Source organism: Terrisporobacter muris, from assembly GCF_024621905.1.
Taxonomy (GTDB): domain Bacteria; phylum Bacillota; class Clostridia; order Peptostreptococcales; family Peptostreptococcaceae; genus Terrisporobacter; species Terrisporobacter muris.
In genome coordinates this window covers 1-13,182 of the sequence record NZ_JANKBY010000076.1, presented here as the reverse complement: position 1 = coordinate 13,182, position 13,182 = coordinate 1, and the positions used below count along the sequence as shown (strand labels likewise).

Annotated in this window: 17 protein-coding genes; 15 read left to right on the top strand and 2 right to left on the bottom strand. The window is 29.0% G+C overall.

Annotation, left to right across the window (positions count from 1 at the left end):
- The first annotated feature begins 305 nt into the window (after window positions 1–305).
- A complete protein-coding gene (locus tag NSA58_RS08170; RefSeq protein ID WP_039679444.1) occupies window positions 306–716 on the top strand; it encodes a hypothetical protein in 411 nt (136 codons plus the stop codon).
- Between the two features lie 84 nt (window positions 717–800).
- Window positions 801–1,271, top strand: coding sequence for a hypothetical protein (locus NSA58_RS08165; protein WP_074429480.1), 471 nt, complete (start codon window positions 801–803; stop codon window positions 1,269–1,271).
- Window positions 1,272–1,321: 50 nt separating this feature from the next.
- On the opposite strand, the gene NSA58_RS08160 is transcribed toward NSA58_RS08165, so the two are convergent.
- Both NSA58_RS08160 and NSA58_RS08155 read right to left on the bottom strand, forming a co-directional pair.
- The gene (locus NSA58_RS08160) at window positions 1,322–1,645 is read right to left on the bottom strand and encodes a DUF1540 domain-containing protein (protein WP_039679446.1); all 324 of its coding nucleotides are present in this window, start codon (window positions 1,643–1,645) and stop codon (window positions 1,322–1,324) included.
- Window positions 1,646–1,849: 204 nt separating this feature from the next.
- Window positions 1,850–2,161 carry a hypothetical protein gene (locus tag NSA58_RS08155; protein WP_039679447.1) on the bottom strand — a complete coding sequence of 104 codons (312 nt, stop codon included), beginning with the start codon at window positions 2,159–2,161 and terminating at the stop codon, window positions 1,850–1,852.
- 158 nt (window positions 2,162–2,319) lie between these two features.
- Between NSA58_RS08155 and NSA58_RS08150 the strand changes: the two genes are divergently transcribed.
- The 13 genes from NSA58_RS08150 to recJ form a co-directional block, all read left to right on the top strand.
- Window positions 2,320–2,901, top strand: a complete 582-nt coding sequence (locus NSA58_RS08150; RefSeq protein ID WP_039679448.1) for a hypothetical protein — start codon at window positions 2,320–2,322, stop codon at window positions 2,899–2,901.
- A 218-nt stretch (window positions 2,902–3,119) separates the two neighbouring features.
- Window positions 3,120–3,623: a crossover junction endodeoxyribonuclease RuvC gene (ruvC, locus tag NSA58_RS08145; RefSeq protein WP_039679449.1), complete on the top strand. Its 504-nt coding sequence runs from the start codon at window positions 3,120–3,122 to the stop codon at window positions 3,621–3,623.
- 12 nt (window positions 3,624–3,635) lie between these two features.
- Window positions 3,636–4,238 (top strand): Holliday junction branch migration protein RuvA, encoded by a 603-nt coding sequence (gene ruvA, locus NSA58_RS08140; RefSeq protein WP_039679450.1) that lies wholly within the window; start codon window positions 3,636–3,638, stop codon window positions 4,236–4,238.
- Between the two features lie 20 nt (window positions 4,239–4,258).
- Window positions 4,259–5,275, top strand: a complete 1,017-nt coding sequence (ruvB, locus tag NSA58_RS08135; protein ID WP_139045019.1) for a Holliday junction branch migration DNA helicase RuvB — start codon at window positions 4,259–4,261, stop codon at window positions 5,273–5,275.
- Between the two features lie 116 nt (window positions 5,276–5,391).
- Complete coding sequence (queA, locus tag NSA58_RS08130) at window positions 5,392–6,417, top strand: tRNA preQ1(34) S-adenosylmethionine ribosyltransferase-isomerase QueA (protein WP_039679451.1); 1,026 nt, start codon at window positions 5,392–5,394, stop codon at window positions 6,415–6,417.
- 18 nt (window positions 6,418–6,435) lie between these two features.
- On the top strand, window positions 6,436–6,924 hold the full coding sequence (locus tag NSA58_RS08125) for a phosphate-starvation-inducible PsiE family protein (protein WP_039679452.1): 489 nt from the start codon (window positions 6,436–6,438) through the stop codon (window positions 6,922–6,924).
- Window positions 6,925–6,968: 44 nt separating this feature from the next.
- Window positions 6,969–8,084 carry a tRNA guanosine(34) transglycosylase Tgt gene (tgt, locus tag NSA58_RS08120; protein WP_039679453.1) on the top strand — a complete coding sequence of 372 codons (1,116 nt, stop codon included), beginning with the start codon at window positions 6,969–6,971 and terminating at the stop codon, window positions 8,082–8,084.
- 76 nt (window positions 8,085–8,160) lie between these two features.
- On the top strand, window positions 8,161–8,436 hold the full coding sequence (yajC, locus tag NSA58_RS08115) for a preprotein translocase subunit YajC (RefSeq protein WP_039679454.1): 276 nt from the start codon (window positions 8,161–8,163) through the stop codon (window positions 8,434–8,436).
- A 58-nt stretch (window positions 8,437–8,494) separates the two neighbouring features.
- Window positions 8,495–8,857, top strand: a complete 363-nt coding sequence (locus NSA58_RS08110) for a TIGR04086 family membrane protein (protein WP_039679455.1) — start codon at window positions 8,495–8,497, stop codon at window positions 8,855–8,857.
- A 64-nt stretch (window positions 8,858–8,921) separates the two neighbouring features.
- A complete protein-coding gene (gene scfA / locus NSA58_RS08105) occupies window positions 8,922–9,065 on the top strand; it encodes a six-cysteine ranthipeptide SCIFF (RefSeq protein ID WP_074079436.1) in 144 nt (47 codons plus the stop codon).
- A gap of 142 nt (window positions 9,066–9,207) precedes the next feature.
- Entirely contained in the window at window positions 9,208–10,581 is a 1,374-nt protein-coding gene (gene scfB / locus NSA58_RS08100; RefSeq protein WP_039679456.1) for a thioether cross-link-forming SCIFF peptide maturase, read from the top strand.
- Window positions 10,582–10,583: 2 nt separating this feature from the next.
- Window positions 10,584–11,081: a gamma carbonic anhydrase family protein gene (locus NSA58_RS08095; protein ID WP_039679457.1), complete on the top strand. Its 498-nt coding sequence runs from the start codon at window positions 10,584–10,586 to the stop codon at window positions 11,079–11,081.
- Between the two features lie 158 nt (window positions 11,082–11,239).
- Window positions 11,240–13,182 (top strand): single-stranded-DNA-specific exonuclease RecJ (gene recJ, locus NSA58_RS08090; protein ID WP_257560381.1); only part of this gene is annotated, 1,943 nt, incomplete at its 3' end.

The following is a 13,182-nucleotide window of genomic DNA, read 5'->3' as shown; positions in this document are numbered from 1 at the left end:
AGTAAAAGAAGAGTGTATATATTGCCATAATAAAATTAAAGAAGAGGAAAGAAATAATGATAAAAGTAAATATTAATGAATTTATAATGTAAAAAGCTAGATATAATAAATATCTAGTTTTTTTATGAATAAAAATAATAAAAAAATTACAAAATATTCCTAAAAATATGAAAGATGATGATACAATATTATAAAAGGGAAAACGACATAAGCAAAGTGAATTTTTTACATCTATAAAGAGCTACATATACACAGGTTATGAGTATGAAATTAAAATCATGGGAAAATAGAAAGGGGTAAAACTTATGTTGTACACACCAAAATATATTTACAATAATGATTTAGACAAGAAGATATGTAAATGTTCAGAATGTAAAAAATATAGAATATTATATTGCTATGCGAATATGGTTGAAAATAAAAATGAATCTACTAAGGAAATTAACAGTGATATTATAGCTGTTTGTTCTAAATGTGGAAGTACATATAGATTTAATTTAAAACATTTATCAGATATAAATGGAGATAAATACGAAGTAGGAAAAGTAAATTTTATAGAAGAAAAATATCCTCAAATAAAAGAAAACATAACAAGAAACTATAACTATTATGATGCTATATCAATTATTAAATCAGAAAACTTTTTAACAAAACTAATTAAGAATAATAGAGAGGTAGATTTAGAAGTATCGGAATATGTATTTATGGAGAAGTAGTAATGCCTTGTATATGTAGATAAAATTTTTAATAAAGGCTTAGTGCCTTTATTTTTCTGAATAAAAATATAGGAGATAATAAATATGGTTACTGTTACAAAGTATTTAACACAAGCGGATTTAAAAAGAAAAATATGTGATTGCAAGGAAGAAGAAAAGTTAAAAGTTTTATTTAAAGAAGTTAGTGAATCAGAGCTTAAAATGAAACCAGAACAAAGAATGGCAGGTGCTTACATATTAAGAAATGAGAAAGTAATAGCATCTTGTGAGTATTGTAAAAAGGTATATTTTATAATGACTACATTTGAGGGCGGAATAAGAGAACACTATGTAAGTATAGACTCTTTAGAATTGTTTGACGGAAGTATGAGAGAATTGAGACGAGTTATTAATAATATGTTTGATGAGTATGAAAATGAGGTTATTACAGTGGCAACTGAGGATCATACAATAAGAGTGATAGATAAATATGAAGATGATGAAAAAATAATCACTAAGTATGTTTATTTGAATAGAGAAGATAAAGATTTATATAAAGATTTAATGGAAGATTAAAAAGATTGGAACTTAGGTTCCAATCTTTTTCTATGTAAAGATTATTTTAATTACTTACATCTAAAGCTTCCACAATATGTTTCTGATGATAAGTTTGCACTATCTGCATTAGATGTTATAGCAACATCTCTCAGTGCACAAATATTACCTGCATTATTTACACATGTTTTTACGTTACAACTTAGAGAATTACATTGACTACCATCTAAAGCATTGTTAGAAAAGTTACTAAAATTAGACTCACTTACAAAAGAACTACAACAAGTATTGTTACTAGTTCTTGCTTTTTTGCCATTTACGGATACTTTATTTGCGTAACAAGTACCATTGGTATTGTGAGCGCAGTTATTAACATTACAACCTACTAGTGTCATAATAATAAACCTCCTTTTAATTAATCAATAATTAGTATGGACTAAATTTACAAAAAATATGATATTAAAAATTTAAAAATTGAATAATTTACATAGTATATTTTTTGATTTTATAGAAATAAAAGTCAAAAAATAGAAATAAAAGCCAAGACTTAGTTTAAGAGATGGCTTAAAAAATTACACTTATTAAATTAAGAAAACTATTTAAGATATTAACTTAGCATATAAATTTTTTCCCATCAAAACTCGAGCAATCAAAGATGCTGATAAAGGGTAAGATTTTGCCGGTTGCCAAATATTAATTAATTTCTTTTCAAAATCACTCAAAGAAGCAAGTTTATCACTTTCTATTGTTAATGAATATTCTTTAGTAAAATCTCTAATTTTTAAAAAGTCTTCTAATGTAAGGTCATAGAAAAGTTGTGTGCTATGTTGGGGAGGTTTTAAAAAAATTATATTTTGTTTAAACTCTATAAAGTCTAATCTATTAACCAAATTTTTGTTGTTTTCGTCCAATGAAATCGCCTCCAAATATTAAAAATAAAATATTACTCTATAATATGTATAAAACTAGGCAAATGAGACAAAAATATCTTAATAAAAGTTACTATTTTTTCCTAAAATATGAAGGAAATACATCATATAAAAAATAACGTAAGTAAGGAGGTTATTTTATGTTCGAAAAGAAAAAAGAATTTTCATGGAAAGTACCAACTTTAGTATTACTAGGAGTAATTGTTTTAGCTTGTGGAGTAGGTATTGGTATACAAGTTAGAGAGACCCAACAAGCTAGACAATCTCTTCAAGCAAAAACAGAATCAAAAGAAGTATTTAATCTTAATAAGGATTGTGAAATTTGGGTACAGGGACAAATAACAGGCAGCGGTACTTATGAAAGTCCAAAGATGCTTGGGACCATACCAAAGGATTTATTAGATAAAAGCAAAGATGAAATAGTGTCTTATTTTAAAGAGAAATATCCAAATAAAGAAATAGCAAGTATGAATCAATATGAAATTATTTTATGTAATGCACAAGCAAAAGAACCTTCAAAAGCAAATAAATATTCAATAGAAGAAAAAGATGGATTTGTATATGTATATAAATATGATAAGGACGGAGTAAAAACAGAATTAGAGAAAACTGATATATCTGTAGACTCTCTTCCAAAATCAGTACAAGAGGAATTATCATCAGGAATATTAGTAAATAGTGAAGATGACGCTTATACAAGATTAGAAAACTTTGAAAGCTAATCCTTAATACCTTTACATAAAAATATTAAATACCCTTATATAAAATTTTATATGAGGGTATTTAATTTTTTTAAAAATGATTTAGTCTAGTTTTTAGGCAATGAAAACTTATATGGAAATTTTTATAATGCTTCATATTACTCTAACTTTGCAATCATATGGTATAATATTAAAGAACATAAGTTTTGTATAAAGCTTCATAGGAGGTTTTGAGTTTTATGATAATATTAGGAATAGATCCAGGAATAGCTATAGTAGGTTATGGAATAATTGAATATAAAAATAATAAATTTAGAGTTATTGATTATGGTGCAATAACTACTCCATCAACTATGAACACAACAAAAAGATTAGAGAGAATTTATAAAGGCATAGACCTTTTAATAAAAAATTATAATATAGATGAAGTTGGAGTAGAGGAGTTATTTTTCAATAAAAATGTAAAAACAGCAATTACAGTAGCTCAAGCTAGAGGAGTAATTTTACTGGGATGCTCACATAATGATAAGCCAATTTATGAATATACACCATTACAAGTTAAACAAGGTGTAGTTGGATACGGAAGGGCGGATAAATATCAAGTACAGCAAATGGTTACTTCAATGCTGAACTTAAAAGAAATACCAAAACCTGATGATGTTGCCGATGCATTAGCTGTGGCAATATGTCATGCACATGCGAATAAATTAGAAAAGACATTAAAAAATATAGGTATGAAATAAAAGGAGAAAATTATGTATAGCTACATAAAGGGAATTATAGAAGAAATTAGTTTAGATCATGTTGTTATTGATAACAATGGAATAGGATATAAAATAAATGCTTCGGCTAATACTATAATGAAAGTACAATTAGGACATGAGTGTAAAATTTATACAAAACTCATAGTAAAAGAAGATGATATGAGCCTTTGTGGATTTTATGATAAAGAAGAATTAAGAATGTTTGAACTACTTACATCTATCTCAAAAATAGGACCAAAAGTAGGGCTTGGAATTTTATCTTTTGCTTCACCAAAACAAATTGGAGCATATATACTAAGCGAAGATATAGCAAAATTATCAAAAGCTCCAGGAGTAGGTAAAAAGACAGCAGAAAGAATAGTGTTAGAGCTTAAGGATAAAATAGACAAAAATAATGTGGAATTTGAGGCAACATTATTAACTAGTCAGCCAATCGTAGTTTCACAAGACGAAGCAGTTGATGCATTAGTAGCATTAGGATATTCTTTACAAGAATCAAAAGACGCTGTACAAAAATGTAAAAAAGATGGATTAAATACAGAGGATATTATTAAAAAATCATTAAGTTATTTAATGAGCAAATCTTTAAGATAATAAAGGAAGGGGGAAGTTAATTGTACGGATTTGAAGATGAAGATAGAATAATTACATCAAGCATGCAAAATGATGATGTGGATATAGAAAATAATTTAAGACCTAAATTTTTAGCAGATTATTTAGGACAAGAAAAAGCTAAAGAACAATTATCTATATTTATTGAAGCTGCAAAGAGTAGAAATGAACCACTAGATCATGTTCTCCTATATGGGCCTCCTGGTCTTGGTAAAACTACTCTGGCAAGTATTATAGCCAGTGAAATGGGTGTTAACCTAAGAATAACATCAGGTCCAGCTATAGAAAGAGCAGGCGATTTGGCAGCAATATTAACAAATTTAAATGAAAATGATGTACTATTTATAGATGAAATACACAGAATAAATAGAAGTGTAGAAGAAGTTCTATACCCTGCCATGGAAGATTATTGTATAGATATAATCATAGGTAAGGGTCCATCTGCCAGAAGTATAAGACTTGATTTACCTAAGTTTACCCTTATTGGAGCGACAACAAGAGCAGGTATGCTTACAAACCCACTTAGAGATAGATTTGGAGTTATATGCAAACTTGACTACTATACAGTTGATGAATTAACAAATATAGTAATAAGATCGGCTAATATATTAGGTGCAGAAATTGAACATAGAGGAGCAATGGAAATTGCCAGACGTTCTAGAGGAACACCAAGGATAGCCAATAGACTGCTAAAAAGAGTTAGAGATTATGCACAGGTTAGGGCGGACGGGAATATAACATCAGAGGTTGCAGACCAAGCTTTAGAAATGATAGGTGTAGATAGTTTAGGATTAGACTATGTGGATGAAAAATTATTATTAACAATAATAAATAAATTTAAAGGTGGACCTGTAGGATTGGATACCTTGGCATCTTCTATAGGAGAAGATAGAAATACAATAGAAGATGTTTACGAGCCATATCTACTTCAACTTGGTTTTATCAATAGAAGTCCAAGAGGAAGAATAGCTATGCCAAATGCTTATAAACATTTAAATATAAATTATCCAGAAAAGTAGAATAATAGTATTACACATATAAATGTACGAATTCTTATAGTAGAAAAAAATTGGATTTTTTGTTATCATGGTAATTGTATGTTTAAGGTAATATATTTTTGAAAGGACGTTTAACATTGAAAACAAGCGATTTTTATTTTGATTTACCAGAAGAATTAATTGCTCAAGTACCTATTTTGGACAGATCAAGTTCTAAGTTAATGGTACTAGACAAAGAAACAGGTGAAGTAAGTCATAAAATTTTTAAAGACATAATAGATTATTTAAATCCAGGAGATTGTCTTGTATTGAACGATACAAGAGTTATTCCTGCAAGACTAATTGGTTCTAAAGAAGGAACTGGTGGAAAAATAGAGTTTTTACTTTTAAAAAGAAATGAAGATGATACTTGGGAAACTTTAGTTAAACCAGGTAAAAGAGCTAAAATAGGTACAAGATTTTCATTTGGTGAGGGAAAACTTATAGCTGAAGTTGTTGGAATGGGCGATGATGGAGCTAGAATTGTAAAATTTGAGTATGAAGGTATTTTTGAAGAAGTTTTAGATGAGCTAGGAAATATGCCACTACCACCATATATAACAGAAAGATTAGAAGAACGAGAAAGATATCAAACAGTTTATTCTAAGCATAATGGATCAGCAGCAGCACCGACAGCAGGTTTACATTTTACGGATGAATTACTACAAAAGATTAAGGACAAGGGTGTAGACTTAGCTTTTGTAACTCTACATGTTGGACTTGGTACTTTCAGACCTGTAAAAGTAGATGATGTTTTAGAACATGATATGCATTCTGAGTATTATATGGTTACACAGGAAGCAGCAGATAAAATTAATAAGGCAAAAGAAAATGGTAATAGAGTAATAACAGTGGGTACAACAAGTACTAGAACTATAGAATCTGTAGCTGATGAAAATGGAAGAATGAAAGCAGCATCAGGATGGACAAAAATATTTATTTATCCAGGATATAAGTTCAAAGTTGTAGATAACCTAATTACAAACTTCCATTTGCCAGAGTCAACACTAATAATGTTAGTAAGTGCTCTTGCTGGAAAAGAAAATGTATTAAATGCATATAAATGTGCAGTAGAAAATCATTATAGATTCTTTAGTTTTGGGGATGCAATGTTTATAAAATAATAATAAAGGGGATATATTATGATTGAAAAACATGACAAGCGATTATTGAAACTATCAAAGAATTTTGAAACAGCATTATCTATAGTAATATTAATCCTTGTATTATTGGGGATGATGGATTTAGTAAGGAGCGTTTATCAAGCATATATTGTTGATTTCAGCCATCCAGTGAAATATAGCCAGTTAAATGGTTTTTTAGCAGAGGCTTTGTTGTTAGTAATAGGTGTTGAATTAGTAGTTATGCTGTCCTTACATATACCGGGGGTTCTAGTAGAAGTATTATTATATGCCATAGCAAGAAAGCTTATATTACTTCCAAAAGCATCAGGAATGATAGACTTACTTTTAGGAGTGATAGCAATTGCTGCATTATTTGCTATAAGAAAGTATTTAATGTCATCAGATGAAAAATCTATAAGTTTGAGTAGAGTATATAATTCTAGAACATCAAATAAAGATGTATTAACTTCAGTAGAAAAACAAGATACAGAACTGATTAATAGTTAAGTTTCTATTTTAAGAATATAATGACAGTATTAAGGAGAATAAACATGAGTGCAATAAGATATGAACTTATAAAAACTTGTAAACAAAGTGGTGCAAGACTTGGTAGATTACACACTCCGCATGGAGTTATAGAAACACCAATATTTATGCCTGTTGGAACTCAAGCAACAGTAAAGGCAATGACACCAGAAGAATTAAAAGAAATAGGATCTCAAATAATATTAAGTAATACATATCACTTATATATGAGACCTGGTCACGACTTAGTGAAAGAAGCAGGTGGGCTTCATAAATTTATGAACTGGGATAGACCAATATTAACAGATAGTGGTGGGTTCCAAGTATTTTCTCTAGGACCACTTAGAAAAATAACTGAAGAAGGAGTTCACTTCAGATCACATATAGATGGATCTAAACATTTCATATCTCCAGAAAAAGCTATGGAAATACAAAATGCCTTAGGTTCAGATATAATGATGGCATTTGATGAATGTGCTCCATATCCAGCGGATAGAGAATATGTTAAAAATTCATTAGAAAGAACTACTAGATGGTTAAAGAGATGTAAAGAAGCTCATAAAAATACAGAAAACCAAGCATTATTTGGAATAATCCAAGGTGGTATGTACAAAGATTTAAGAGAGCAATCAGCTAGAGAAATTTTAGAGTTAGATTTACCAGGATATGCAGTTGGTGGACTTAGTGTTGGAGAACCTAAACCTTTAATGTATGAAGTTCTTGACTATACAGTACCTCTAATGCCAGAAGATAAACCAAGATACCTAATGGGTGTTGGTTCACCAGATGATTTATTAGAAGGTGTAATAAGAGGAATAGACATGTTTGACTGTGTACTTCCTACTCGTATAGCGAGAAATGGTACTGCGATGACTAGTCAAGGTAAAGTTGTAGTGAGAAATGCTAAATATGCAAGAGACTTTACTCCACTTGATCCAGAGTGTGATTGCTATTGCTGTAAAAACTATACAAAAGCTTATATAAGACATTTAGTTAAAGCAAATGAGATACTTGCAGCTAGACTTATATCTACACATAACTTAAGATTTTTACTTAAATTAATGGAAGATGTAAGACAAGCAATAATGGAAGATAGATTATTAGACTTCAAAGATGAATTTTTCGCCAAATATGGGTATTAATTATAATGAAATTGAGCTATAATGTTTATTATACTTTTATTTAAAGAAGTAATAAACATATGAAGGAGTGAAAACTATGGATAAAAACATGATAATATCTATTGTTTATATGGTTGCGTTATTTGCAATTTTCTATTTCTTATTCATAAGACCTCAAAGAAAAAAAGAAAAACAATTAGATCAATTAAGATCAAGTCTAGAAGTAGGACAAATGGTTACTACAATAGGTGGAATGTTAGCAACTATAGCTAAAGTTGAAGATGAGTTTGTTGTTCTAGAAGTAGGACCAAATAGAACTAAAATGCCATTTAAAAAATGGGCTATAGCTTCTGTTGAGAAAAAAGAAAATTAATAATTAGTAATTTTAAATCTCCCTAAGGAATATATATATTTCGAGGGGAGGTTTTTTTATGACCAAAACAATACATATATTAAAAGGGCTAGGCTATGCTTACATAATCACATTAATAGTTTTATTAGTTTATAACTTATTATTGACTTATACTAGTGTATCTGCAGATTCAGTTTCAATAGTTACCTCATTTATAACCACAATTTCAGCAGCTTTTGGTGGGTTTTATGCTTGTAAACATATACAGGAAAAGGGACTTATATATGGTTTTATAGTAGGTATATCTTACATAATATTACTTATAATTATGTTTTACTTAGCTAAAGAAAATTACATATTTGATATTACAATACTATATAAAGCAATACTTGTCTCCATAGCTGGAGGAATAGGCGGAGTATTAGGTGTAAACTTCAAATAAGTTCCAAAATATGATAAATTATGGTATAATTATTAGCAGTTAATCAGAAACAGGAGGTAGTAAAATGGCTAAAAAGCATATAAAAACTTTATCAAATGCTACGTTAAAAGAAAGTGCAGTTAAAGGTGGATGTGGAGAATGTCAAACATCTTGTCAATCTGCTTGTAAAACTTCTTGTACAGTTGCAAACCAAGAGTGTGAAAGATAATTTAAATAATATTATTCTAGATTGTGGGGGTATTACAGGTAATACCCTCACTTTGTTTGTATATAAATTATTTTTATAAAAAATTTACATATATTTTATGATAGGTATATAATAAGAGTATTAAAAATTAGGAGGACATATTATGAGTATGATACATAAATTTTCCATGGATGGATACAATATTGTTTTAGATGTGAACGGAGGAAGTGTTCATGTATTAGATGATGTTGCGTACAATCTTGTAGATTTATTTGAAGAAAAATCTATGGAAGAAATAGTAGAGTCCTTAAATAAGGATTATACTAAAGAACAAATAGAAGAAGCGTATGAAGAGGTAAAATCTTTAAAAGAAGAAGGTCTTTTATTTACAGAAGATACATATGAAACTCACCCAAGCTTTGTAAATAGAAAAAAAGTAGTAAAAGCATTATGTTTACATGTTTCACATGACTGCAACTTAAAATGTAAATACTGCTTTGCTTCACAAGGTGATTTTGGTGGAGAAAAAGAAATGATGAGCTTTGAAACAGGTAAAAGAGCCATAGATTATCTTATCGCTAATTCAGGGAATAGAAGAAATTTAGAAATAGACTTCTTTGGTGGAGAGCCACTAATGAACTTTGATGTAGTAAAACAATTAGTTGCTTATGGTAGAAAAGTTGAAAAAGAAAATAATAAAAACATAAGATTTACTATAACTACTAATGGAATATTATTAGATGATGAGAAGATTGATTATATAAATGAAAATATGCATAATGCAGTATTAAGTTTAGATGGAAGAAAAGAAATAAATGATAACATGAGACCGACAGTTAATGATAAGGGAAGTTATGATGTTATCATGCCTAAATTTAAAAAGTTAGTAGAAAAAAGAGATAAAGATAAATACTATTATATTAGAGGGACATTTACTAGAGATAACTTAGATTTCTCTGAAGATGTACTTCATTTTGCTGATGAAGGATTTGAATTAACATCAGTAGAGCCAGTTGTTGGAGATGAAAGTAATCCATATGCATTAAGAGAAGAAGACATGGAAAAAGTCTTTAATGAATACGAAAAATTAGCAAAAGAGTATGCAAAAAGAAAGTTAGATGGTGATGATTTTACTTTCTTCCATTTTGTAATAGACTTAAATCAAGGACCATGTGTGATAAAAAGAATAACTGGCTGTGGTGCTGGAAATGAATACTTAGCAGTAACACCAAATGGAGACATATACCCATGTCATCAGTTTGTAGGAAATGATGATTTTAAATTAGCTAATATAATGGATGAGGAGATAGTTATACCTCAGGAAATAAGTAATATGTTTAGAGATGCTCATGTTTACTCTAAAGAAGATTGTAAAAAATGTTGGAATAAATTCTACTGTTCAGGTGGATGTCATGCTAACGCAATAAACTTTAATAATGATATTAGAAAACCATATGAATTAGGTTGTGAAATGCAAAAGAAAAGAACTGAATGTTCTATAATGATTCAAGCAAAATTAATGTTGGAAGGAGAATAGAAATGATAAAAGGGTTTGAAGGGATAAAACCTACTATTGATGATTCTGTTTTTGTAGCAGAAACTGCTGACATAATAGGCAATGTTATAGTCGAAAAAAATGCAAGTATTTGGTATAAGGCAGTTTTAAGAGGTGATGATAGTCCAATTATAGTTGGAGAAAATTCAAATGTACAAGATGGAACTATAGTTCATTGTGGAGAAGAAGAAGCAACGGTTATCGGCAAACATGTAACTATAGGACATGCGGCTATTATTCATGGATGTAAAATAGGTGACTACAGCTTAATTGGAATGGGTTCAACTATCCTTGACAATGCAGAAATTGGAGAATTTACTATGGTTGGAGCAGGTAGCTTGGTAACGGGTAAAAAATTCCCACCAGGAGTTTTATTATTAGGATCACCTGCAAAGGTTATAAGGGAATTAACTGATGAAGAAAAAGAAAGCCTAAAAAAATCAGCTTTACATTATGTAGAAATGGGTAAAAAGCATAAGTAATTTATAATTTAAATAATAATTATATAAAGTAAAAAGGAGCAATATATGAATTGCTCCTTTTTATTGCGATAAAATTTTTAGTATTAGATTATGGCATATAAGTTAATAATATTATAATATTTAAGTATAAGTACAAAGAAAATATGAGGTGAGAGCTTTTGATATATAATAAAAAATGGACATTAAAACATAAAGGAAAAGTTAAAACGACAGATTTGAGTAAGAAAATAAATATTTCCTCGGAAATTAGCCAAATATTAAATAATAGAGGTATAAATGACGAAAAAAATGCAGAAATTTTTATGAATCCATCTTTAGAATATTTAAGAGATCCTTTTTTAATGAAGGATATGAAGAGGGCTACAGATAGAATAAAGAAAGCTATTGAAAATAAAGAACGAATTTATATTTATGGTGACTATGATGTAGACGGAGTGTCCTCTACATCTATTCTATATATATACTTTAAATCTATAGGTTTTCCAGTGAAATATTATATTCCAAATAGATTGGAAGAAGGATATGGTATAAATGAAGAGGCAATAAAGAAAATAAACGATGATGGCTGTGACCTTATTATAACAGTAGATTGTGGTATAACATCAGTTAAAGAGGTAGAATTAGCTAATGAGCTTGGAATTGATGTTATAATAACAGATCACCATGAGTGCCAAAGTGATATACCTGATGCTTATGCAATAGTAAATCCAAAACAAGAAGAGTGTAATTATCCATTTGACATGCTTTGTGGATGCGGGGTAGCATTTAAAATGATTCAAGCTTTAACCGATGAAGAAGAGTTTAAGACATCTATGTTTGATTATTTAGAAATAGTAACTCTAGCAACAATATGTGATATAGTACCACTTATAGATGAAAATAGAATAATTGTAAAAAATGGTTTAAAACTAATGAAAGAGGGCAAAAATTTAGGTTTAAGAGAACTGATTAAAGTATGTGGTATTGAAACTAGCAAAATAGGGTCATCTCACATAGGTTATTCAGTAGGCCCTAGAATTAATGCCTCTGGTAGACTAGGATACTCATATTTAGGAGTACAACTATTTACTACTGATTTGGAAGATGAAGCAAAAGAAATAGCAAATATATTGGAATCAAAAAATATTGAAAGACAAATGATAGAAAGTAAGATGTATAAAGAGGCTGAAGATGTTTTAGCAAGTGATGAAAAGTATAAAGATGACAAGGTACTTGTAGTAGCGAAAGAAGGATGGCAACATGGAATAATAGGAATAGTTGCATCTAAGCTAACAGAAAAATATTATAAACCTACAATATTACTTACTATAGAAGATGGTGAAGCAACTGGTTCAGCAAGATCTATTAAAGGATTTAGTATATTTGATGCATTAGTAAGTTGCAAAGACTTAATGAATAAATTTGGTGGACATGAGCAGGCAGCAGGATTAGCTTTAAATGCAGAAAATATAGAAGAATTAAGAAGAAGAGTAAACGAAATAGCAGATTATAATTTAAGTAAAGAAGATTTAATTGAAAATATAAAAGTTGAATATGAACTTGAAGAAGACAGTGCGACACTAGAATTAGTAGACGATTTACATAAGTTAGAACCTTTTGGATTAAGCAACCCATCACCAAGATTTATTATGAGAGATTTATTACTGACTAATATTTATAAAATGGGAAAAAATAAACAACACCTAAAACTAATTTGTGAAAATAAAAAATCTTATGAATGTGTAGGATTTAATATGGCTTATTTAGCTGATGATTTTCAAGAAGGCGATAAGATAGATGTTTTATTTCAAATAGATGAAAATAATTTTAACAATGAACGCAAAGTCCAATTTTTATTAAAAGATATAAGGTTATCTCATCCTAAGTCAGTAATATCAAATAATTTATCAATTAAGTTACTTGAAAAGATAAGTCCAAGGGATAGTGATAGTTTATATAATATTCATGTAAGTGAAGAGAATCTATCAATTAATATAGATGGTGATAAAGATATAAATATTTTTGATTATATAAAAGAAGATACATTGATTATAACAAATACATTAAATGGATTTTACCGAGCTTTATCAGATGTTTCACTAACAGATTTGGACTATGGTAT